The organism is Mesorhizobium onobrychidis (assembly GCF_024707545.1).
Classification (GTDB): Bacteria; Pseudomonadota; Alphaproteobacteria; order Rhizobiales; family Rhizobiaceae; genus Mesorhizobium; species Mesorhizobium onobrychidis.
This window is the reverse complement of sequence record NZ_CP062229.1, coordinates 5,171,959-5,193,278: the sequence shown is the minus strand read 5'-3', so window position 1 is coordinate 5,193,278 and position 21,320 is coordinate 5,171,959. Positions and strand designations below refer to the sequence as shown.

24 protein-coding genes and 1 pseudogene are annotated in these 21,320 nt (G+C 63.1%); 12 read left to right on the top strand and 13 right to left on the bottom strand.

From position 1 onward, the window contains the following. Window positions 1-460: 460 nt before the first annotated feature. The gene (locus IHQ72_RS25870) at window positions 461-1,057 is read left to right on the top strand and encodes a glutathione S-transferase family protein (RefSeq protein ID WP_258118141.1); all 597 of its coding nucleotides are present in this window, start codon (window positions 461-463) and stop codon (window positions 1,055-1,057) included. A 147-nt stretch (window positions 1,058-1,204) separates the two neighbouring features. Here the strand turns inward: IHQ72_RS25870 and IHQ72_RS25865 are convergent, their stop codons facing one another. Continuing rightward, on the bottom strand, window positions 1,205-1,855 hold the full coding sequence (locus IHQ72_RS25865; protein ID WP_258118139.1) for an outer membrane protein: 651 nt from the start codon (window positions 1,853-1,855) through the stop codon (window positions 1,205-1,207). Between the two features lie 409 nt (window positions 1,856-2,264). On the opposite strand from IHQ72_RS25865, the gene IHQ72_RS25860 reads away from it, so the two are divergent. From IHQ72_RS25860 to IHQ72_RS25840, 5 genes are all read left to right on the top strand, one after another. After that, window positions 2,265-3,041: an SDR family oxidoreductase gene (locus tag IHQ72_RS25860; RefSeq protein WP_258118137.1), complete on the top strand. Its 777-nt coding sequence runs from the start codon at window positions 2,265-2,267 to the stop codon at window positions 3,039-3,041. After that, on the top strand, window positions 3,038-5,125 hold the full coding sequence (uvrC, locus tag IHQ72_RS25855) for an excinuclease ABC subunit UvrC (RefSeq protein ID WP_258118136.1): 2,088 nt from the start codon (window positions 3,038-3,040) through the stop codon (window positions 5,123-5,125). The genes IHQ72_RS25860 and uvrC overlap by 4 nt, the downstream gene beginning before the upstream one ends. A 100-nt stretch (window positions 5,126-5,225) precedes the next feature. Continuing rightward, a complete protein-coding gene (gene pgsA, locus IHQ72_RS25850) occupies window positions 5,226-5,822 on the top strand; it encodes a CDP-diacylglycerol--glycerol-3-phosphate 3-phosphatidyltransferase (protein WP_065008950.1) in 597 nt (198 codons plus the stop codon). Window position 5,823: 1 nt separating this feature from the next. After that, window positions 5,824-6,081, top strand: coding sequence for a molybdopterin converting factor subunit 1 (gene moaD, locus IHQ72_RS25845; protein WP_023800670.1), 258 nt, complete (start codon window positions 5,824-5,826; stop codon window positions 6,079-6,081). Between the two features lies 1 nt (window position 6,082). After that, window positions 6,083-6,571 (top strand): molybdenum cofactor biosynthesis protein MoaE, encoded by a 489-nt coding sequence (locus tag IHQ72_RS25840; protein ID WP_258123932.1) that lies wholly within the window; start codon window positions 6,083-6,085, stop codon window positions 6,569-6,571. A gap of 46 nt (window positions 6,572-6,617) precedes the next feature. Here the strand turns inward: IHQ72_RS25840 and IHQ72_RS25835 are convergent, their stop codons facing one another. Genes IHQ72_RS25835 through IHQ72_RS25820 form a run of 4 tightly spaced genes read right to left on the bottom strand, consistent with a single transcriptional unit; the run spans window position 6,618 to window position 9,179 of the window. Continuing rightward, the gene (locus tag IHQ72_RS25835) at window positions 6,618-7,115 is read right to left on the bottom strand and encodes a DoxX family protein (RefSeq protein WP_258118134.1); all 498 of its coding nucleotides are present in this window, start codon (window positions 7,113-7,115) and stop codon (window positions 6,618-6,620) included. 2 nt (window positions 7,116-7,117) lie between these two features. After that, entirely contained in the window at window positions 7,118-7,918 is an 801-nt protein-coding gene (locus IHQ72_RS25830; protein WP_258118133.1) for an HvfC/BufC N-terminal domain-containing protein, read from the bottom strand. Continuing rightward, on the bottom strand, window positions 7,905-8,828 hold the full coding sequence (bufB, locus tag IHQ72_RS25825) for an MNIO family bufferin maturase (RefSeq protein WP_258118132.1): 924 nt from the start codon (window positions 8,826-8,828) through the stop codon (window positions 7,905-7,907). Before bufB ends, IHQ72_RS25830 begins: the two co-directional genes overlap by 14 nt. 27 nt (window positions 8,829-8,855) lie before the next feature. After that, complete coding sequence (locus IHQ72_RS25820) at window positions 8,856-9,179, bottom strand: BufA1 family periplasmic bufferin-type metallophore (RefSeq protein ID WP_095483227.1); 324 nt, start codon at window positions 9,177-9,179, stop codon at window positions 8,856-8,858. 276 nt (window positions 9,180-9,455) lie between these two features. On the opposite strand from IHQ72_RS25820, the gene IHQ72_RS25815 reads away from it, so the two are divergent. Further along, window positions 9,456-10,223, top strand: coding sequence for a YbaY family lipoprotein (locus IHQ72_RS25815; RefSeq protein WP_258118128.1), 768 nt, complete (start codon window positions 9,456-9,458; stop codon window positions 10,221-10,223). Between the two features lie 135 nt (window positions 10,224-10,358). Here the strand turns inward: IHQ72_RS25815 and ndk are convergent, their stop codons facing one another. The 3 genes from ndk to bluB all read right to left on the bottom strand — a co-directional run bounded on the left by ndk (window position 10,359) and on the right by bluB (window position 11,988). Then, entirely contained in the window at window positions 10,359-10,781 is a 423-nt protein-coding gene (ndk, locus tag IHQ72_RS25810) for a nucleoside-diphosphate kinase (protein ID WP_029354318.1), read from the bottom strand. Window positions 10,782-10,920: 139 nt separating this feature from the next. Further along, window positions 10,921-11,217, bottom strand: coding sequence for a DUF1905 domain-containing protein (locus IHQ72_RS25805; RefSeq protein WP_192362266.1), 297 nt, complete (start codon window positions 11,215-11,217; stop codon window positions 10,921-10,923). 135 nt (window positions 11,218-11,352) lie between these two features. Further along, the gene (gene bluB / locus IHQ72_RS25800) at window positions 11,353-11,988 is read right to left on the bottom strand and encodes a 5,6-dimethylbenzimidazole synthase (protein ID WP_258118126.1); all 636 of its coding nucleotides are present in this window, start codon (window positions 11,986-11,988) and stop codon (window positions 11,353-11,355) included. 158 nt (window positions 11,989-12,146) lie between these two features. Between bluB and IHQ72_RS25795 the strand changes: the two genes are divergently transcribed. Then, window positions 12,147-12,545, top strand: coding sequence for a hypothetical protein (locus IHQ72_RS25795; RefSeq protein WP_258118125.1), 399 nt, complete (start codon window positions 12,147-12,149; stop codon window positions 12,543-12,545). On the opposite strand, the gene IHQ72_RS25790 is transcribed toward IHQ72_RS25795, so the two are convergent. Further along, window positions 12,535-12,870, bottom strand: coding sequence for a helix-turn-helix domain-containing protein (locus tag IHQ72_RS25790; protein ID WP_258118124.1), 336 nt, complete (start codon window positions 12,868-12,870; stop codon window positions 12,535-12,537). The two genes, IHQ72_RS25795 and IHQ72_RS25790, sit on opposite strands and share 11 nt — an antisense overlap. A gap of 794 nt (window positions 12,871-13,664) precedes the next feature. Here IHQ72_RS25790 and IHQ72_RS25780 point away from each other — a divergent pair. Beyond that, a pseudogene (locus tag IHQ72_RS25780) lies at window positions 13,665-14,433 on the top strand (alpha/beta hydrolase family protein); the annotation flags it as partial. Between the two features lie 35 nt (window positions 14,434-14,468). On the opposite strand, the gene IHQ72_RS25775 reads toward IHQ72_RS25780, so the two are convergent. Beyond that, a complete protein-coding gene (locus tag IHQ72_RS25775; RefSeq protein WP_258118122.1) occupies window positions 14,469-15,170 on the bottom strand; it encodes a glutathione S-transferase family protein in 702 nt (233 codons plus the stop codon). A gap of 92 nt (window positions 15,171-15,262) precedes the next feature. On the opposite strand from IHQ72_RS25775, the gene IHQ72_RS25770 reads away from it, so the two are divergent. Continuing rightward, the gene (locus IHQ72_RS25770; protein ID WP_258118121.1) at window positions 15,263-15,775 is read left to right on the top strand and encodes a DinB family protein; all 513 of its coding nucleotides are present in this window, start codon (window positions 15,263-15,265) and stop codon (window positions 15,773-15,775) included. A 91-nt stretch (window positions 15,776-15,866) separates the two neighbouring features. Here the strand turns inward: IHQ72_RS25770 and IHQ72_RS25765 are convergent, their stop codons facing one another. The 3 genes from IHQ72_RS25765 to IHQ72_RS25755 all read right to left on the bottom strand — a co-directional run bounded on the left by IHQ72_RS25765 (window position 15,867) and on the right by IHQ72_RS25755 (window position 18,682). Next, window positions 15,867-16,169 carry a DUF982 domain-containing protein gene (locus IHQ72_RS25765; RefSeq protein ID WP_258118120.1) on the bottom strand — a complete coding sequence of 101 codons (303 nt, stop codon included), beginning with the start codon at window positions 16,167-16,169 and terminating at the stop codon, window positions 15,867-15,869. Window positions 16,170-16,326: 157 nt separating this feature from the next. Then, window positions 16,327-18,408: an ATP-dependent helicase gene (locus tag IHQ72_RS25760; RefSeq protein WP_258118119.1), complete on the bottom strand. Its 2,082-nt coding sequence runs from the start codon at window positions 18,406-18,408 to the stop codon at window positions 16,327-16,329. A 103-nt stretch (window positions 18,409-18,511) separates the two neighbouring features. Then, the gene (locus IHQ72_RS25755; RefSeq protein ID WP_258118118.1) at window positions 18,512-18,682 is read right to left on the bottom strand and encodes a hypothetical protein; all 171 of its coding nucleotides are present in this window, start codon (window positions 18,680-18,682) and stop codon (window positions 18,512-18,514) included. 130 nt (window positions 18,683-18,812) lie between these two features. On the opposite strand from IHQ72_RS25755, the gene IHQ72_RS25750 reads away from it, so the two are divergent. Together IHQ72_RS25750 and IHQ72_RS25745 are read left to right on the top strand one after the other, a co-directional pair. Next, window positions 18,813-18,998: a hypothetical protein gene (locus IHQ72_RS25750; protein WP_258118117.1), complete on the top strand. Its 186-nt coding sequence runs from the start codon at window positions 18,813-18,815 to the stop codon at window positions 18,996-18,998. A 401-nt stretch (window positions 18,999-19,399) separates the two neighbouring features. Further along, window positions 19,400-21,277 (top strand): ABC-F family ATP-binding cassette domain-containing protein, encoded by a 1,878-nt coding sequence (locus IHQ72_RS25745; RefSeq protein ID WP_258118116.1) that lies wholly within the window; start codon window positions 19,400-19,402, stop codon window positions 21,275-21,277. The last annotated feature ends 43 nt before the right edge of the window (window positions 21,278-21,320 follow it).

The following is a 21,320-nucleotide window of genomic DNA, read 5'->3' as shown; positions in this document are numbered from 1 at the left end:
AAGTAATCGCGTTTCTTCGCTCGCGGAGGACAGTGCTGAAGACCGTTGAGGGCGGGTGCCGGACAGGCGCCTCGCTCGCAGAGTCAGTGCTCTGGCAAGAATAGAGGCGGAGGGAAGACAGCTTTTCGCAACTCCCAGGACTTCGCCGCACGGCGAAGTCCGGTGGGGCATTTCTCTGTGCCTGCAGAGGAATTCTCGGTGCAAAGACCGGTGGCTAGGTTCGGGTCTGTCTGACCTGGTCAGATTCTCTTGGGCTGCAACTGCCGTACCGCTCATTGCCTCAAGATCGCAGAGGAACGGTCGTTCGCCCGTGGCGCCCGGTTTTTCCGGCTGTGGGCTGTTGATCATGCAGGGATGCCCGGCCAACAGTGTCGCGGAAATGGATCATGCGCAAATTCTAAGTGCTACAGCATTGTTTGCGCGTCCACGCGCTCTGTACTCGGCAATCAGGAACCCGATCATGCCCAGACTGCTCTACGCCTCCACGTCACCCTACAGTTCCAAGGTGCGCATGGCCGCGCTTTATGCCGGCATCGCCGTCGATCTCGTGCCGATAAAAACCGAAGACAAGCCGGCCGAGCTGATCGACGCCAATCCGCTCGGCAAGATCCCGGTGCTGGTGCTCGACGACGGCCGCTCGGTCCACGACAGCCGCGCCATTATCCAGCATCTCAACCGCATGTCGAAGAACGCGCTGTTCCCGCGCAATCCCGACAAGCGCCTCGAGGCAGAAGTGCTGGAGGCACTGGCCGACGGCATCTGCGACTGCGCGCTGTCGATGGTCTATGAGCGGCGCACGCGCCCCGAAGACATGGTCTACCAGCCTTGGCTCGACCGCCAGTGGGCGAAGATCACCAGTGCGCTCGATCTGCTCAACGCCAATCCGCCAAAGCTGCCGAAGAAGATCACCGCCGGCCAGCTGGCGCTGCGCGCCTGCCTTGGCTATCTTTCGCTGCGCTTTGCCGGAAAATGGGAAAAGGGCCGCAGCCGGCTGGTCCGCTGGGCAGCGCGCTTCGACGAGAAGTTTCCGGAGCTGAAACCCTGCGTCCCGGCGTGAGCTGGCTGGCACCCAGCTAGAGCATTTTTCAGCCAAGTGGAATCAGGCGTCGCAGAAATGCGGCTAAAACGCATCCCGCCCTAGGGAAGGGATCACAAAAAAGCCGGGCACGAGGCCCGGCTTTTTCGTGTCGTGGCTTGGACGATTTTAGAACTTCATACCGACGCCGAAGGTGACGCGGTTGTCGGTCGACTTGACCTTGCCGATACCGTCGAAGTCCTTGTCGCCGAAGTCGGTGTAGCGATACTCGACACGGCCGAACACATTGTCGGTGATCTTGATGTCGGTACCGACGCCGGCCGTCCAGCCGAGCATGGTGTTTTCGTCGCTGGAACCAGCGGCTTCGATCTCCTGGTTCTTGAGCGCGCCACCGGCGGTGCCGTAGAGCAGGATTTCCGGGGTGACGGCGTAGCCGAGGCGGGCACGCAGCGAACCTTCGAAGCCACCCTTGGCCTCGACGCCACCATCGTCGCCCTCGATGCCGCTATAGCCGATATCGGCTTCAGCACCGTACACGAAGTTCTCCTGCTGCCACTGGTAGCCGCCGAAGACGCCGCCGACGAATCCATCGGTGTCGACGTCGACGCCGAAATCGTCGGCATCAGCATGACCGCTGAAGCCGTAGCCGACGCTCACACCAGCATAGGGACCGGCCCACGAAGCGACCGGAAGTTCGGCGATCGGGGCGGGTGCCGGCGGCTCTTCCGAGATGACGTCAGCAGCATAGGCGGTTCCGCCGAGGGCGAAGAGCCCAAACGCCACCGCCAGCGGTCGCGCAAATTTAAGATTGGCTTGCATTGTTCTTTACTCCTTAAGCCACAGGCAAAGGCTTGCTTTTCACAAGCGCCCTCAACCCGCCGGGGGGATAAACGGGTCTGGCGCTCAACGGTTTCGAATGTCGTGTCGAAATGCGGCTGAAGCGAACCTGAACTTGGGTCATTACCGGGCACGAATGAGGCTGAATTTTGACGTTGTATCTGCGCAACAGATAGTGTCAGGAGGCTTTGCCGTGCCGCGCTGAACACCGCTTGGAGCAAGGGGTCCGGAGCCCTATATTGCGGTCTGACGGCCGAGTCCCGGCCCACAGTCGAAAGACCGATCCGGCCGCTTTGCCACAATGCTGCCCAAGGTCCGAAACGGCATTTAACGCTTGGCCGGCCATATTTCGCCAACTTGCTGAAATCGAAGCCCATTGAGGATTGACAGGATGAGCAAGGCCGCTGGAACGGCGCTGGTGACGGGCGGGGGCAAGCGGATCGGCAAGGCGATCGTCGAGGATCTGGCCGCGAACGGTTTTGCTGTCGCCATCCATTGCAACCGCTCGCGGGCCGAGGCGGAAGCGTTGGCTGCGCGGATCAACGGCGGCCATTTTGGCCAGGATGGCCGCGCCGCTGTGGTCGCCGCCGACCTGACCGACATGGCCGCGGTCGGCGACCTGGTCGGCCGCGCCGCAGCCGCGCTCGGACCTGTTACACTGCTGGTCAACAATGCCTCGCTGTTCGTGGACGACACGGTTCAGGACGTCGACTGGATTGCCTGGGACCGTCACTTCGCCGTCCATGTGAAGGCGCCGGCACTTTTGGCGCAAGAATTCGCCCGCGCTCTGCCGGAAGGCCAGGACGGGCTGATCGTCAATATGATCGACCAGCGCGTCTGGCGCCCGACGCCACGCTATTTCTCCTATGCGCTGTCGAAATCGACATTGTGGACAGAGACGCAGATGATGGCGCAGGCGCTGGCACCCCGCATTCGCGTCAACGCCATCGGCCCCGGCCCGACACTGAAGAGCGCGCGCCAGGAAGACAGCGATTTTGCCGCGCAGGTCGACGGCCTGATCCTGAAGCGCGGCCCGGAATTGCCTGAATTCGGCGCCACCATCCGCTATCTCTGGCGCGCGCGCTCGGTCACCGGCCAGATGATCGCGCTGGACGGCGGCCAGCACCTTGCATGGCAGACGCCGGATGTGACAGGCATTATCGAATGAGTCCCATGGACCAGAAACACAAACGAGGCGGCGCCGCCGACGACCTGCCCCCCGAGGTCGACCTCGAGGACGAGGCGGCGGAGGAGATCGTCGATCCGTCAGCTCCCGGTTCCGGCGGTCCTGATGTCGCCTTCACGGCCATCGATTGGACGCCGCATGCCGGCGATGCCGACGGGATGGTCGGCGCCGAAGTCATCCAGACCCTGGTCAAACGGCTGCCCAACGCGCCCGGCGTCTACCGCATGATGAATGCCGCAGGCGACGTGCTCTATGTCGGCAAGGCGCGCAGCCTGAAGAAGCGGGTGACCAATTACGCGCAAGGCCGCTTCCACACCAGCCGCATCGGCCGCATGGTGCGCGAGACGGCGACGATGGAGTTCGTCGTCACCCGCACCGAGATCGAAGCGCTGCTGCTGGAAGCTAACCTTATCAAGCGCTTGCGGCCGCGATTCAATGTGCTGATGCGGGACGACAAGTCGTTCCCCTACATCCTGTTGACCGGCGATCATGTCTCGCCCGGCATCTACAAGCATCGCGGCGCGCGCTCGCGCAAGGGCGACTATTTCGGCCCCTTCGCCTCGGCCGGCGCCGTCGGCCGCACCATCAATTCGCTGCAGCGCGCTTTCCTGCTCAGGAGCTGCACCAACTCCTTCTACGAGAACCGCACCCGGCCGTGCCTGCTGTTCCAGATCAAGCGCTGCGCCGGCCCGTGCACCGGCGAAATCTCGCATAGTGACTATGCCAGGCTGGTCGCCGAGGCGAAGGACTTCTTGTCCGGCCGCAGCCAGAAAGTGAAGACTGATATCTCCGCCGCCATGCAGCAGGCCGCGGAAAACCTCGACTTCGAGCGCGCTGCCATCTATCGCGACCGGCTGGCGGCGCTGTCGCATGTGCAGAGCCATCAGGGCATCAACCCGCAGACCGTCGACGAGGCCGATGTCTACGCCATCCACCAGGAAGGCGGCCAGGTCTGCATCCAGGTGTTCTTCTTCCGCACCGGTCAGAACTGGGGCAACCGCGCCTATTTCCCAAAGGCCGATCCGGCGCTGGACGCGGCCGAGGTGCTGGGCTCGTTCCTGGCGCAATTCTATGACGACAAGCCGACGCCGCGCACCATCCTGTTGTCGCATGGCGTCGAGGACCAGGAATTGCTGGCGGAGGCGCTCTCCACCCGTGCGGGTCGCAAGGTGGCGATCTCGGTGCCGCAGCGCGGCGAAAAGAAGGATTTGACCGACAACGCCTTGCAGAATGCCCGTGAGGCGCTCGGCCGCCGGCTGGCCGAGACCTCGACGCAAGGGAGATTGCTCACCGGCTTCGCCGAGACCTTCGGCCTGAAAAAAACACCGGTGCGCATCGAGGTCTATGACAACTCCCATATCATGGGCACCAACGCCGTCGGCGCCATGGTTGTCGCCGGGCCGGAAGGCTTCGTGAAGAACCAGTACCGGAAATTCAACATCCGCTCGACCGAGATCACGCCGGGAGACGATTTCGGCATGATGCGCGAGGTGATGGAGCGGCGTTTTTCCCGGCTGCTGAAGGAACATGGCGATATGCCGCAGAGCGAACTGGCGGCGGACGACACCCTGGCCGAACAGGGCGACGGTATCGAGGATGCGGGCGGCTTCCCGGCCTGGCCAGACGTCATCCTCATCGATGGCGGCCAGGGCCAGATGACGGCAGTGCGCAAGATACTCGCCGATCTCGGCATCGAGGACCGTGTCCAGGCCATCGGCATCGCCAAGGGCCAGGACCGTGACGCCGGCCGCGAACGCTTCTTCGTGAGGGGCAAGCCGCCGTTTTCGCTCCCCGTGCGCGACCCGGTGCTCTATTTCGTCCAGCGGCTGCGCGACGAGGTCCACCGCTTCGCCATCGGCTCGCACCGCGCCCGCCGCAAGAAGGAGATGGTCAAGAGCCCGCTCGACGAGATCAGCGGCATCGGCCCGGGCCGCAAGCGCGCGCTGCTCATGCATTTCGGCACCGCCAAGGCGGTCAGCCGCGCCGCGATCGAGGATCTGGTCAAGGTCGACGGCATTTCCGAGCAGGTGGCGAAGCTGGTCTACAACCATTTTCACGAGAGCTGATGGATTCGGCCTATTTTCAGTTGATCCATCGACTATCGCCTGTTGACCCCCCACATTCGCTTCTGATTTGAGTAGGCAGGCAGAAAGAGTTCCCAAAAATATGGCCCAGCGCGCATTCAACCTGCCCAACATGCTCACCTACGTCCGCATTCTCGCGGTGCCGCTGGTTGTGCTGTGTTTTTTTCTCGAAGGGCATCTGAAGTCGAGCGACTTCGCCCGCTGGTCGGCACTGATCATTTTTCTGCTGGCCTCGATCACCGATTATTTCGACGGCTATCTGGCGCGCGCCTGGCAGCAGACCTCGAATATCGGCAAGATGCTCGATCCGATCGCCGACAAGTTGCTGGTCGCCACGTGCCTGCTGCTGCTGGCGGCCGACACCGATAGGCATGCCGGCATCGCCGGCTGGTCGCTGTGGGCAGCGATCATCATCCTGTGCCGCGAGATCCTGGTCTCGGGCCTGCGCGAATACCTGGCGGCGCTGAAGGTCTCGGTACCGGTGACGCAGCTGGCAAAGTGGAAGACCACCATTCAGATGGTCGCCATCGCTTTCCTGCTCGCGGGACCTGCCGGCGACAAGATCTTCCCGCTGACCACCCAGACCGGGCTGGTGCTGTTGTGGATCGCCGCCTTGGTGACGCTTTACACCGGCTATGACTACTTCCGCGCCGGCCTCAAGCACATCATGGACGAGTAGGATGTCGACGAGGCTCATCTATTTCGCCTGGGTGCGCGAGCGGATCGGCAAGCCGCAAGAGGACGTCGAATTGCCCGCCGGTATCGAGACGGTGGCCGACCTGCTGCGCTGGCTGAAATCGCGCGGCGAGGAGTACGAGCACGCGCTGCAATATCCTGACGTGATCCGCGTCGCCATTAACCAGGAACATGTCGAGCACCGCGAGAAGATATCAGGCGCGCGCGAGATCGCGCTGTTCCCGCCGATGACGGGTGGCTGAAATGCCCGGCGCGGTGGTGCCGACGGTGCGCATCCAGGCGGAGGATTTCGATGTCGCCGCCGAGGTCGCCAAGATGACGCAAGGCCGCGCCGACATCGGCGCCGTGGTGACTTTCTCGGGTCTCTGCCGCGATGAAGCGGGCAGGCTGGCGGCACTCGAACTCGAACATTATCCCGGCATGGCCGAGGCCGAGATCGGCCGCATCGCCGCCGAGGCGGTCGGCCGCTGGCCGCTGCAGGGCCTCACCGCCATCCATCGCCACGGCAGGATCGCGCCCGGTGAGAACATCGTGCTGGTGGTCGCGGCCTCCGCGCACCGGCAGGCGGCGTTCGAGGCGGCGAACTTCCTGATGGACTATCTGAAATCGCGCGCGCCGTTCTGGAAGAAGGAACACCATACCGACGGCTCGCAAGGCGGCTGGGTCGACGCCAAGGAGGCCGACGACGAGGCCGCAAGCCGTTGGAAGCAGGCTGTGCCGAAACGAAATTGATGCTTCGCGTCATCGCCGGAGGGGCGGGAATCCCATCAACCCCCGATCAGCCCTTGTCAGTGCCGATCCAGTGATCGAGCGCAATCCGGCCGGGTCCCCACGCCATGATGCCGAGCGCCATCGCCGCCCAGGTGATGTGCAGCGGCCAGCCGTCGGGCACGGTGAGTTGTATGACCAGCGTCATTACGAGCAGGCCGAATGCCGCCAGCCGTGTCGCCAGGCCGAGAACAAGGAGAATTGGCAGCAGGATTTCCGCAGATCCTGAGACGAACGCCACAAGCCCAGGTGCGGGAAAATCGTAAGGGCCGCCGGGCAGATGCAGCTTGAGCTCCGAACTGAAAAGCAGCACGGCGACCTCGTTCAACTGCAAAAAACCGTCCCATTTGTTGACGCCGGACCGCCAGAACGGGACGGCGAGCGCGCAGCGCAGGACAAGCTGCGTCAGCGACGGTGTGGCACCCGTGCGCAGCGCGGCATTCACCCTCTCGGCGAGGGCAGCGATCCCTCGCGGCCCGGTGCTGACGTTCCGCTCATGGTTGGTCATGCTCACCCTCCCTGATGTGCCGCCGTGAAGGCGCCTGCTTGCAGCAGGCCGGCAATGTTGGCCGCAAGGTCGAATTCGGCATGCTCCGCAAATGCTGCCGCGGCGGCCGCGCCGAGCGGCTCGCCCGCCATGAGACGGTCCAGGAAAACCGCGCCGCCGGGCGGCAGGTGGCGAACAAAGACCTCGAGGCCGGGCCGCGTGACCAGCGCATCTTCAGGGCCGCCCGCCTCGATTCGCCCGACAGGACCTTCGCTCCGGTTGGCCGCAAAGATCGTCACGACCGGATAGCGCGAGCGAATGGCGCGCGTTGCCGGGTGCGACACAAACACGGTATCGGCCAGTTGTTCGGGCGGGATCGAGGCCAGTGCTCCGGAAGCCAACGGTTCCGCGTCGGCGGCATGATAAGCATCGAGCCAGGCCCGCTCCATGCGCGCTACGTCGGCCAGCCACGGCATCGACTGCGCGTATTCGTAACGTTCGATAAAATCGGGAAAGTCGCGGCCGTATTCGAATAGAAGCGGCGAGGTGGGCGGTGTTTCGCGAACATGAAAGCGCGCCATCGCGCGAAAGAAGTCCGGGCCGGTGATGCGCAGCGTCGCCGGAAAGCTGGCGGCCAGCGCATCGATCAGGCTGACCGTGACGTTGTTGCGGTAGACGGCATAGCGCTTGATCGTAGCCTTCCCGTTCGGCCCCGAGACAACGTCAGGCGGGGCTCGGTCAGGATCGAGCAAACCGGCGCTGAATGCCGCGGCATAGTCGAACCGGCGGCCGAGATCGCGCGACTGGAGCTCATCCTGCGGCATGGGCTTTTCCGAACAAGCTGTCGGCATGACGGTCGAGGATGGCTTGGGCGGCGGCGGCCTCCGCCTTGAGCACCGGCCAATCGGGAATGTCGCTATCCCATTCGATCAGCGTCGGGAGCGGCCCGCATCGGCCGATGACGACATCGAAAAGCTTCCAGACCGCGTCGGCGACCGGGCCGTCATGGCTGTCGATGAGCAGCAGATCGCCCTCGTCATCCTCCTGCTCGGCGTGCCCGGCCAGATGGATTTCGCCGACATGCTCGACCGGGAAGTCCGCGAGGTGGGAAAGCGCTGAATAGTCGTGGTTGGTGGCCGAAACGAAGATGTTGTTCACGTCGAGCAGCAGGCCGCAACCGGTACGCCGCACCAGCGCGCGGATGAAATCTGTCTCGCTCATCGTCGATTCCGCGAAAAGGACGTAGGTCGAGGGATTCTCGAGCAGTATCGGGCGGCCGATCGTCTCCTGCATTTCGTCGATGTGATCCGCCACGCGCGAAACCGTTGCCGGCGTATAGGGCAGCGGAAGCAGGTCGTTGTAATAAGTGGTGTCGTGGGTCGACCAGGCGAGATGCTCGGAAACGAGCGCAGGCTCATAGCGGTCGACGAGCGCCTTGAAACGGCCGAGATGCACTTTGTCGAGCGGCCGCGGTCCGCCGATCGACATGCACACCCCGTGCAGCGAAACGGGATAGTCGCGGCGGATCTTGGTCAGCGCATCGTGCGGCGGGCCGCCGGCGCCCATGTAGTTTTCGGCGTGGACCTCGAAGAAACCGTCCTTACTGCCGCCGGCAATGATTCCCTGCAAATGTTGATGCTTAAAACTGGTGCCGGCAAGGCCAGCGATCGGGTGCGCCGGAAAGCGCGAGGTCTTCGACACGCGGGATGTTGGGGCCAGTCCGTTCATCTTCATCTCCGCTTTCCGGGCAGGTTGCATTGCTTACGATGGGATGTCGCGGGTCAGCTCCGTGGGCGAGCCCTTGCGGTCGCCGGGCAGGTCCATCGTCGTGCAGGTGCCGCCGTCGACAAATTTCCAGGCGTTGCCCTGGTAATCGACAGTCGAGGTGCCTTGGCAGGTGGTGCCAGGTCCTGCCGCGCAGTCGTTCTGCCCCTTCAGGGCGACGCCAAAGCACTTCTCCTTACCGGCATCCATCGCCGCCTTGACCTCTGCCTCGGACAGCGGCGCGGCCGTCGCAAAAGAAGCAAGAGCCGTGGCAACGGCGCCGGCCAGAAAGGCCGCGCTCACGGTTGATCTTGTTGACATGATTTCACCTCCGATTGGGTTGTTGCGCGCGCTGCTCCTCAAGCGCGCATTGGTCAGTTCGGTCCGGAGGTTCCCTGCGTTACATTTTTTGGAACACGACTTCGTGATCGCCTGTGGCGTGAGCAGTATTTCGCCCGTCACGCCAAGGAGGCCGACCACAGGGCAACGAGCTGCCGAAAGGCACCACCGTGTGAACAGCCCGTGTGAGGCGCCACGGAACCACCGCAATCCTGCGAGACCTTCCGACCAGTCTGGTGCGCTATGGGGAGCAGGATCATGCTGGGCAGGATCGCCGCGTTGTTCATCTTCGGTGTCATGCCGCTGGTCGTTGGTATACTGGTGGTGCCTGCGTTGTCCGTCGCTGCCGAGAAGACCCTGAAGGGCGAGGTGATATATCGCGAGCGCATCGCGCTGCCACCCAACGCCGTGCTTTCCGTGCAGCTTGCCGACGTCTCGCTGACCGACGCGCCGGCCGCTGTCATCGGCGAGCACAAGGTGGCGCCGGCCGGCCAGGTGCCGATCAAGTTTGAGATCAGCTTCGATCCCCAGGTGATCCGGCCTGATACGACTTATGCGCTGCAGGCGCGCATCACAGTCGACGACAGGTTGTTGTTCACCTCCGGTATGAGCCATCAGGTCGATCCGCTGAGCGACGCGCCGCAGACCATCATGCTGAAGATGGTCACGTCGAGCGAGCAGCCGCCAACGGCCCCGGTGTTCGGGCAGAGCTGGCTGGTCGAGTATATCGACGGCATTGGCGTGATCGCCGAGCCGCAGGCGACGTTCAGGATCGACGAGGCCGGCAAGGCCGGCGGCAGCGGCCCTTGCAACGTCTATTTCGCCACCGCCAAAGTCGACGGTTCGACGATCGCCATCGGTGACATTGGTTCGACCTTCAAGGCCTGCGCGTCCGAGATCATGGCCGAGGAAAAGGCGCTGTTCGAGGCGCTGGCCAAGGCGGCATCGTATCACGTCGACGCCGGCAAGCTCATCATCGTCGACAAGGACGACCGGGTCATCCTGCGCTTCAACGCTGCGAGCTGATCGTTCAAAACCGGTTCGGTTTTTGAGCATGCGCGGTTGGAGGGCGTCGGCGTCCGGTGCTGGATCGCCGCAACAAAAAAAGGCCGGCATTGCGCCGGCCTTTTTTGCATATGACCTGGTGATGGGCTTATCGGCTCAGCCGACGATCTCGGTGTCCGAGAACCAGTATTTGATCTCCTGCGCGGCGGTCTCGGGCGCGTCGGAGCCGTGCACGGAATTCTCGCCGATCGACAGCGCGTGTACCTTGCGGATGGTGCCTTCGGCGGCGTTGGCGGGGTTGGTAGCACCCATCACGTCGCGGTTTTTGGCAATGGCGTTCTCGCCTTCCAGCACCTGCACAACCGTTGGGCCCGACGACATGGACTCGACCAGCTCGCCGAAGAACGGACGATCCTTGTGGACGGCATAAAAACCTTCCGCCTCGCGGCGGCTCATCCATACCCGGCGCGAGGCGATGACGCGCAGGCCGGCTTCTTCGAGCATCTGGGTGATGGCGCCGGTGAGATTGCGCCGGGTCGCGTCCGGCTTGATCATGGAAAAGGTGCGTTCGAGCGCCATAGGGTCGTCCTTGTGATGGAGAGTGGAATTGAGGGTGGCGGGCTCTATACAAGCCGCCCGCCGGCTTGCCAAGGGGAGGCCGGCGCGGCGCTCATTTCTGCGCTGGATGGCGCATCGCCGTCGGCCCGAACCAATGTTGTCATAACTGCATCTCGATCGTCAGCTTGGCCGTGTCGCCAGCCCGGAGGCCTTCGCGGACCCGCACTGCCGTCTTGATCGGCAAGAGCAGGCTGCCGGATTTCTTGTCGGGAAACAGCGATGTCCGCCATCTGGTCTGGCCGATGACGGCTTCCACGCCAAGCGAGCCCCAGGGGCGTGCCATCCCCGCCATCGCCGTCTTGATCCGTGCCCCAAGCTCCGGCGGCAGCGTCACAAAATGCCAGCCGCCCTTGCCTGGATAGACCCAGATCTCGGCTTGCACGTCGTAGCGAAACATTTTGTGCCCTTCCTCAGATCAAGGCCGTCACGGCTGGCTTTGCCATGGTGTCTTGTTGGCAACGCCGGCGATCGGCGAAACCATCCATGATATCCATTCTTCCCTGCAAGAGAGGATGGCAGCGTCGCCGTTGCACTACCGCCTTATCACCATCGGAGCGCGCCGGACTTCCCAGCCTTCCCGTTCCAGTTCCGGCACGCTGTGGTTCTCGCTCGGGTAGCCGACGCAGAAGTAACCGATCAGCGTCCACTCCGGCGGCGCGTCCAGGATCGTCGCTATTTCGGCCGGATCGAGGATCGAGACCCAGCCCATGCCTATTCCTTCCGCGCGCGCCGCCAGCCAAAAGGTGTGGATTGCCATCACCGCCGAATATTCGATGGTCGCGGACATGGTCAGGCGGCCGAGCCCATGCCCCTGTTCTGTCGCGCGGTCGGCGAAAACCGCGAATTGGCAGGGCGCTTCGTTCAGGCCGGCAAGTTTCAGGCGCGCATAGAGCGCGGCGCGTTCGCCGCCGAAAGATGCGAGCGCCTCCGCATTGCAGCGCTCAAAGCATGCCCTGACGGCGGCGCGGCACTGAGCACTCTCGACCATGACGAAACGCCAGGGCTGGCTCAGCCCGACCGAGGGCGCAATGCTGGCGACGTCAAGCAGCCGCTCCAGCGCGCCTTCTGGGAGCGGCGTCGGCTTGAATCGCCTGACGTCCCGCCGCCACAGGAAGAGATTGACCAGCTCGGCGCGAAAATCGTCTGGGAATTCCGGGCCTGACGTCATGGTGTCGTGCTGCCTTTGCTAAGGGGAGTAGGGGAGTAGGGGAGTAGGGCAGTAGGGCAGTAGGGCAGTAGGGCAGTAGGGCAATAAGGCGGCCTTATGTAGCAAAAGCACCAACTTCCCGCACGACCTAAAGAGTGGGTTCCCATAAAATCCGGGCCATGGGACAGCCACTCGTCATCTATGCCTTGATCGCCAAGCGGGCGGAACTGTCGGGCCAGGTTCTGGACTTGGAACGGCAGAAAGCCGTCTTGGAAGACCAGCTAGGCCACATCGACGCTGCGCTTGCGATCTTCGGCTATGCCAAGCCGCCAAGCGACATCAAGCCCAAGGTCACGGCTATCCGCCTGTTCAAACGCAACGAACTGGCGCGGCTACTTCGCAGGGACAGCGGACAAGGCACGAACCGTGAAATCGCCATGCGGATCATGGCCGCAAAGGGCTGGGATGCCGCCGACAGTGATCTGCTCGCCAAGGTGACAGACAGCGTCAAGGGCGCGAAGAAATGGCAGGGCCGGCGGCAAAGCGCCACCAGCCCTAGCGACTCCGTCATCCGATAGCTAGCGCCTTCTTCACGGCATCCGGTTCGCGATCAATGATGGTGAACAGGACACGGGCCGCAGTTTCGGGCACGCGGGTTCCCTGTTCCCAATTGCGCAGGGACTCCAATTTCAGCCCAAAACAGGCTGCAAATTCTTTTTGTGACATGCCAAGTTTGTTTCGGATTCCTCGCACATCAACGCTTGTGGGGGCTCGCCAAGGAATCACCCGCGCCGAGGACAAACTCGCCGCAACTCTATCGCCCGCACGGCTCGCCCTGGCCGGGCTATTTTGGTTCACAGTCGGATCAGGCGCGCCCGCGTTCATCGGCGGTTCAGGTTCCATGGCGTAACATTGGCCCAGCGAAGGAGGAGGGCCATGAAAAAGCTCTTGTCTGTCCTTGTGGCCGCAGTTTTCGGTACGGCTTTTGCCTTGCCTTTGAATGCCGCGCCTCTCTCTATTCCGAAATCTGAGCAGGTGCAGAACAGCGCCGTCGAACAGGTTAGGCACCGTAGACACTGGCGACACAACTATGGTCACTGGCGGGGTGGTCGTCACTGGAACCGACGGTACGCATTGCGGGGGTGTGGCTACTATGGGTGTTACCCGCGCCGCTATTATAGGCCCTACTACAGACCCTTTTATCGCCCCTACTACGGCTTTAGCCCCTATTACGGCCACCGTGGTTACTACCCGCACTATTACAATGGCTCAGGAGTGAGCATCTATCTGCATTTCTAGCTACGAAATCGTGGAAAGCGTCCCATACCCCCAAGCGCGGTTTCAGGGAAGGCGGAAAGCTGGCGGACCAGAGTGTTGGACGCCCGACGCGAATCGAATGGCCTTGGCCATTCCGATTTCAAGTTTGCAATCCGTCAGAGGATTTTGACTTCCGCAGCCGCACTCAGGACCCTCCGCCATTTTTCGGGAATGAATTCGACGCCGGCCTTTGTATGCTGCGACATGTTGGGAAGCGAGCGTTACTGAAATTCGACCGTAGCGCCAGCGTAAGCGAGCCCGGCATCCTATGCTTGCCGCAATCCATAGGAGGTTTCATCCCGTCCGAACCTAAAGGACATCAGCGCCCCGCCGAGGTGATTACGTTAGCGTTGATCTCGAACACCATCCTAGCCAATGCCTTGGCTTGCTTGCCCTGCGCAGCACAGGAGAGCGACCCGGTCAGAGGGTCACCTCCGATGTGCAATACGAATATCTCGATCGCTGGGATGTCGATCGGCTGAACCAAATACTCCAAACCGATACGCATCGGTTCGCCGGGCTGTCCGAGACCTACAGTCCGGCCCGCAACGCTGTCCGGCTGTACCGCGTCACCTATTCGTCCATTGTTCCAGAGCGCGGCAACAAGCCGATCACCGCAACCGGGCTCATTGCCGTTCCTGACAGGGACGGGACGTCCTTCCCGATGATTTCATACCAGCACGGAACCGCGTATGGAAAACAGGAAGTGCCCTCATTTCCGGACCAGTCCCCGGAAACCCAGCTAATGATCGCTCAGTTCGCCGGCCAAGGATACGTCCTTGTCGGCGCGGACTATTTTGGTTTGGGGGACTCCGACGAGCCCGAGGGTTATCTGGTGAAGGGCAGCCATCAGCAGGCCAGGCCACTTTCGACATGCTGGCAGCAAGCCGGGCCGTGCTTGATCATCTGAAGATCGGGAGCGCCGGACTTTTCCTAGCCGGGTGGTCGCAGGGCGGCTTCGTGACGATGGCTTTCCTGGAAAAACTCGAGAGAGCGGGCATTTCAGTGAAGGCAGCTGCCACGGCAAGTGCGCCGATCGATATCTTTGTGGCATTGAACGGCGCCCTGAACTTTCCCCGAAAGAATGATGCACCGTGGATGACGACGATCGTCATCCTGACGGCCTTCTCCTTTGAGAACTACTACGGCACTTCCTTACTCCCTACTCCCTACTCCCTACTCCCCTATGCGGCGGCGGCAGCCGCCGCCACCTTGCGACCGAGGCCATCATGCAGGTCGAGGCAGCGCTCGAACCACTGCGCCACCACATCGCTGTCGTCGAGCAGCCGGTAGGGCGAGGCGATGCGCGCCCATTGCAGCGCGCCGAAGATGATGTAGTCCGCAAACAGCGGTGATTGGCCGCCGATGAACGGCTGATAGGCGAGCGTCGAGCGGAACGGTTCCAGCCAGGCGCGGAAGGCGCCAAGGCCGGCGTCGCGCGCCGCCATCACCTCTTCCAGTCTCTTGCCGAAGCGCTGCTCGCGGTTTTGGCGGAAATAGGCGGCGTTCGCCTCGTCCTGCATGGCGTGGAGGTCCATGATCGCCGCAGTGGTGACATAGGGATGGATGGTCAGTTGCGACCAGCGTTCGATGAAGCGCGCCATCGCCTTGCCGCCGTCGCCGGAAAACAATGTCGGCCGCTCGGGATAGGCCCCGTTGAGATAGAGCGCGATGGCGAAGGAATCGGCGACCACCTTCTCGCCGTCGCGGATCACCGGAACGAGTTTCGAAACGCCGCCTTCAACTGTCGGCACTTCGAGAAAACGTGTCGGCACGGTGGAGATGTCGAGCCCCTTGTGGGCGAGCGCCATCGCCGCCTTCCAGCAATGCGGGCTGAACGGACGGGCGGTATCGCGTCCGACGAGGTCATAGAGCAGAATGGTCATTGGCGGCAGCTTCCTTGCGGTCTACTAGAGCGATGTTTCGGGCAGATGCGGGTAGGCACCCGAAACGGGGTCTCGCGGGTCGGGAGAAAAAGATGAAACAGCACTTCATGATGTTTGCGGCCTACAATCAATGGGCCAATGGCCGCATCTACGATGCCGCCGCCGATCTCGACGAGGAGGAATTTCACTGCAATGTCGGGGTTTTCTTCGGCTCGATGATGGGCACGCTCAACCACCTTCTGACCGCCGACCGCATCTGGATGAGGCGCTTTACCGGCGAGGGCGACGCGCCGGCCAGGCTCGACACGATCCTGCACCGTGCCTTGCCGGGCTTGCGGCTGGCGCGCGAGGCCGAAGACAAAAGGATCATCGACTGGGTCAGGGCGTTAAGCGACAAGGCTTTGTCCGGCCGCTTCTCCTACATGACCGTCTCCGACATGCGCACCGTCTCGCAGCGATTGGCACCGGCGCTCGATCATTTCTTCAACCACCAGACCCATCACCGCGGCCAGGCGCACGCGATCCTGACCGTTCTTGGCCGGCCTTCGGTGCCACTCGACCTGACGCTGTTCCAGCGGAGCGAAGAGGGGCGCGCCTACGCCTGATTTCGGATTATCCGGATCGAATTGAAAGGAAAACCCGTCGAAGACGAACAGCATCTTCGACGGGCCATAGGCGCAAAAGAGGCCTAGCCAGTCAGGCGGCGTATCCGCCCTGGCCCCGGGCGACCGGCTTGACCGAGACCGCCGGCTGGGCGGAAGGCCAGAGAATGCCTGCCGTCACCGCGAAGGTGATCAGGGCATCGCGCGCCGCTTCGGGCGAGATCTCGCCGGCGCGTGCCGCCTCGCAGGCCTTCACCGCGCCGCCGTAGCTCAGGCGTCGCCGCGATGGCGGGAACTCGGTCAGGAACTCATGCATGTCGAAGAGCGAAGCGATCATGCGCTTATGGCCGGCGCCGACGGTTACGGCGACCGGGGTGAAAAATGTCGTGTCGTGCATTCTGGCCTCTTGAATTGGGCGGAGGTGACGGCGGACGCCGCTCTCCGACCTGGGTCGGACGCCCAGAAACGCGGATTGCGGCTTCAGGTTCCATGTTGCCGAAATTTGGTTTTCGCAACCAAGTCCCGTGGCATGAGCGCCGTGCCGAAGAGGCGGCCTATTTCCACATGTCACGCATGCGGGCGCCAAGGTCGACGCGCACTTGCGGCTGGCGGCGCGGATCGTCCTTGACCTGGACGCTCGCCCACGATGTCTGTTCGAAGGCGCTGAGGATCGAGGCCGGGATGAAGCGGGTGCGCGAAGCGTAAACGTGACGATCGCCGCGCGCCGCCTGGCCGTGGACGAAAAAGCGCTGCGGCATGACCAGGTGCAGGCCGTCCTTGGCCCGCGTCATCGCCACGTAGAGCAGGCGGCGCTCCTCGTCGATGTCCGCCTTGCTGCCAACGGCGAGGTCGATAGGGATGCAGCCGTCGACGGTGTTGAGCACGAAGACGTTCTTCCATTCCTGGCCCTTGGCAGAATGGATGGTCGACAGGATCAGATAGTCCTCGTCGCGATGCGGCGGCCCGGCCTCGTCGCTGGTCGCATCCGGCGGATCGAGCGTCAGCTCGGTGAGGAAACGCTCGCGCGAGGCGTAGCCCGAGGCGATCTGTTCGAGCTGCAGAATATCGGCCCGGCGCGTCGTTGCGTCCTCGTGGATGCGGTCAAGATGCGGCTCATACCAGAGCCTGACCTGTTCGAGATCAACAGGCCATTTTCCCGACCCGGTGCGAAGCTGCGAGAACAGCGCGACGAAACCCGGCCAGTCGTCGGCGGCGCGTTGCGGCGGCCGGTAGCGCGCCAGCCCCATCGCTTCGTCGAGCGACGTCGCCATGGTGTCGACGATCTGCGAAGCCGCCGAAGGGCCGATGCCGGGCAAAAGCTGCAGCACGCGAAAACCGGCGACGCGGTCGCGCGGGTTTTCGGCGAAGCGCAGCACCGCCAGCACGTCCTTGACATGGGCGGCGTCGAGGAACTTCAGCCCGCCGAACTTGACGAACGGGATGTTGCGGCGCGTCAGCTCGATCTCCAGCGGCCCGCTGTGGTGCGAGGCGCGAAACAGCACGGCCTGCGCCTTCAGCGCCGTGCCGGCCTCACGCTCGGTCAGGATCGCCTGGCAGACGTAACTCGCCTGCTCGGCCTCGTCGCGAACGCTGACCAGCTTCGGCTTTTCGGTCGATCTGCGCTCCGACCAGAGGTTCTTGGTAAAGCGCTCCGAGGCCTCGCCGATCACCGCATTGGCGGCGGCCAGGATGGTCTCGGTCGAGCGGTAATTGCGCTCCAGCATGACGATCTCGGCCGGCCGCGCGAATTGTTTTGGGAAGTCGAGGATGTTGCGCACTTCCGCCGCGCGAAACGAATAGATCGACTGCGCGTCGTCGCCGACCACCGTCAGCCCGGATCCGTCCGGCTTGAGCGCCGTGAGGATCGAGGCCTGCAGCCGGTTGGTGTCCTGGTACTCGTCGACCAGCACATGGTCGAAGCGCCCACTCAGATGCGCTGATATCTCCGGCTCGCCGGCCATCTGCGCCCAGTAGAGCAGCAGGTCGTCGTAATCGAGCACGTTCTGCGCCTGCTTGGCCTCGACATATCGGGCAAACAGCGCCTTAAGCTGTTCTGCCCAACCCGCGCACCAGGGAAACACCGAACCGAGAATCTCGCCGAGCGGCGCCTGCGCGTTGACCGCACGCGAATAGATCGCCAGGCACGTGCCCTTTGTCGGAAAACGGCCTTCGGTTTTCGAGAAGCCGAGTTCGTGCCGGGCGAGGTTCATCAGGTCGGCCGAATCCTCTCGGTCATGGATGGTGAAGGCCGGATCGAGGCCGATCTCCAGCGCATAGTCGCGCAGCAGCCTGGCGCCAATGCCGTGAAATGTGCCGGCCCAGCTCAGCGCATCGGTGATCACGGAAGCGTCCCGGCCGAGCACCTCGCCGGCGATGCGCTCGACCCGCTTGGCCATTTCCGATGCGGCACGACGCGAAAACGTCATCAAAAGGATGCGCCTGGGGTCAGCGCCCCTGACGATCAGATGCGCGACGCGATGCGCCAGCGTGCTGGTCTTGCCGGAGCCGGCGCCGGCGATCACCAGCAACGGCCCGGCGACCGCGCCGTCGCCATGCTCGACGGCAAGGCACTGCTCGGCATTCAGCTTTGCGAGATAGGCAGGCCGGAAGGTCGAATCACGGGCAGCGAGGTTCATTGCCCATCAAGCATCGTTTCTGCTTTGTTCGCAACGCTCTCGACGTGAAAGTTGCGACCGATGCGTCCGATTCTACTGGCGCACACCAGCTGATGAACTGGGCCTAGCGCTGGGGCTCTACGCCCATCGCCGCCGACTGCCGCGGCAGCGACTTGTCGTCATCGGGAGGCGGCAGCAACAGCGGATCGAAGTCGTCGGGCACCTCGTCGATGATTTCCCTGACTATGCGGTAAGCCATGTAGACGGCCGCCCCGGCTATGAGCAGACGGATCATGATTTTCTCCATTGATGTGGACCAACCGAAGAGCCCGCGTTTTGTTCCCCGCTTTCCAAACGCCCCAAGCTCTGCCTGAGCGTGCAACCAAATCGGCACCGTCTCGTTTGCCCGGTGACAGGAGGTTGCGATGAACAAGCTCTCAATTTTGCTGGCCCCGACCTGGCTCGTTTTGGCGGCAGCGCTGGCTGTCGCGGCTTGCGATAACAACATCCCACCGACAAAGGCTCCCGGCGCCGATCAAAACCCGCAGGTCGACCCTGCACCCAAGTCGACGTCAGGCGGTGATCAACCCGGCACGCCGTCGGCGCAGTGATGGAACGCAGTAGGAAAGGTGGCCGGCGCCGCTTGGGAGGGGAGCGATGACGCCGGCCAGGCGGGTATCAGGTCCGCCGCATACCTAGAGATAGCTGAGTCTTGCCGTTGCGTCATGGGGTGATCGCGGAAGACGACCGCCTTGAACAGGCAATCAACTGACAAATGTGACAAAACTGCAATTTTCAGATGCGAGACGTCGATGCTCGCCAGGCGCCGCGCCGTCGCAGCAGGTTCCCGGCCCAATTCAAAGCTGGCCCTCTGATCCGGCGAGGCCGGCAATCGGATCTATCCTCCCGCGGCATCAGGCAACCCGCCGCTGCCGGCCATTTTTATGCCTTATGCGGCCGACCGTCGCTCAAGGTCTTGCGAAGCGCTGACGTCCCGTGCAAAAGCGCGGCCATGCTGATCATTAACGACCTTTCGCTCCGCATGGCCGGACGCCTGCTTCTCGACCATGCCTCGCTGACCTTGCCGGCCGGCAGCAAGGCAGGGCTTGTCGGCCGCAACGGGACCGGCAAGACGACTTTGTTCAAGGCGATCACCGGCGACCTCGCCTCCGAGACCGGCTCGCTCGGCCTGCCGAAGAACACGCGCATCGGCCAGGTGGCGCAGGAAGCGCCCGGCACCGAGGAACCGCTGATCGAGATCGTGCTCAAGGCCGACCTTGAGCGCTCCGCACTGCTCGAGGAGGAAAAGACGGCGACCGATCCGCACCGCATCGCCGACATCCACATGCGGCTGGCCGATATCGACGCCCATTCGGCCGAGTCGCGTGCCGCCACCATCCTCGCCGGCCTCGGCTTCGACGACGACGCCCAGCGGCGGCCGGCCTCGTCCTTCTCTGGCGGCTGGCGCATGCGCGTCGCACTCGCCGCTGTGCTGTTTGCCGAGCCCGATCTTCTGCTGCTCGACGAGCCGACCAACTATCTCGACCTCGAAGGCACGCTGTGGCTGGAAAACTACGTGTCGAAATATCCGCACACCGTGCTGCTGATCTCGCACGACCGCGACCTGCTCAACCGCGCCGTCAACTCGATCGTCCATCTCGACCAGAAGAAGCTGACCTTCTGGCGCGGCGGCTACGACCAGTTCGAGCGCCAATATACCGAGCAGCGCGAATTGCAGGAGAAGGGCAGGGTCAAGCAGGAAGCCGCGCGCAAGCACATGGAATCCTTCGTCGAGCGCTTCCGGGCCAAGGCTTCCAAGGCGAGACAGGCGCAGTCGCGCATCAAGGCGCTGGAGAAGATGAAGCCGATCGCCGCAATTGTGAACGACAACGTGCGACCGTTCTCCTTTCCCGAGCCGGTGAAGACGGTGGCCTCGCCGATCATTGCGCTCAACAACGTCAATGTAGGCTATGTCGAGGGTGAGCCGATCCTGAAGAAGATGACGCTGCGCATCGATGCCGACGACCGCATCGCGCTGCTCGGTGCCAACGGCAACGGCAAGTCGACCTTCGCCAAATTGCTGTCCGGCCGCCTGAAGCAGGAGACCGGCACGATGACGGTGGCACCGGGGCTGAAGGTGGCGATCTTTGCCCAGCATCAGCTCGACGATCTCCGACCGAATGAAAACGCCTATGAGCATGTCCGCCGGCTGATGCCGGAAGCGCCGGAATCGAAGGTGCGCGGCCGCGTCGCCCAGTTCGGCCTGACCACCGAGAAGATGAACACCGCCGCCAAGGACCTGTCCGGCGGCGAGAAGGCGCGGCTGCTGATGGGCCTGTCGGCGTTCGAGGGGCCAAACCTGTTCATCCTCGACGAACCGACCAACCATCTCGATATCGACAGCCGTGAATCGCTGATCCATGCGCTGAACGAATTTCCCGGCGCCGTCATCCTGATCTCGCACGACCGCCATCTGCTCGAGGCGACGGCCGACCGGCTGTGGCTGGTCAAGGACGGCACGGTCAATCCCTATGACGGCGACCTTGATGACTACAAGACGCTGGTCACCGGCGTGTCAGGCGACCGCCGCGGCAAGCGCGAGGCCGAAAAAGCCTCGAAGGCCGACCGCCGCCGCGATGCGGCCGCACGCCGCGCCACCTTCGAGCCGCTGGCCAAGGAGATCCGCGCCACCGAAGCGCTGATGGACCGCATCCGCAAGCGCATCGACTTGATCGAGGACGAGCTCGCCAATCCGGCGGTCTATGAAAAGGACCCGTCGACGGCGACACGGCTGGCCAAGGAGCGCTCGCAACTGGCCCAGACGCTCTCCGCTCACGAGGAAAAATGGCTGTCGATGTCGGCGGAATACGAGGAAGGCACGGCGGAGTAGCGCGACGCCCCTCTGCCTTCTCCCACAAGGGGGAGAAGGCAAG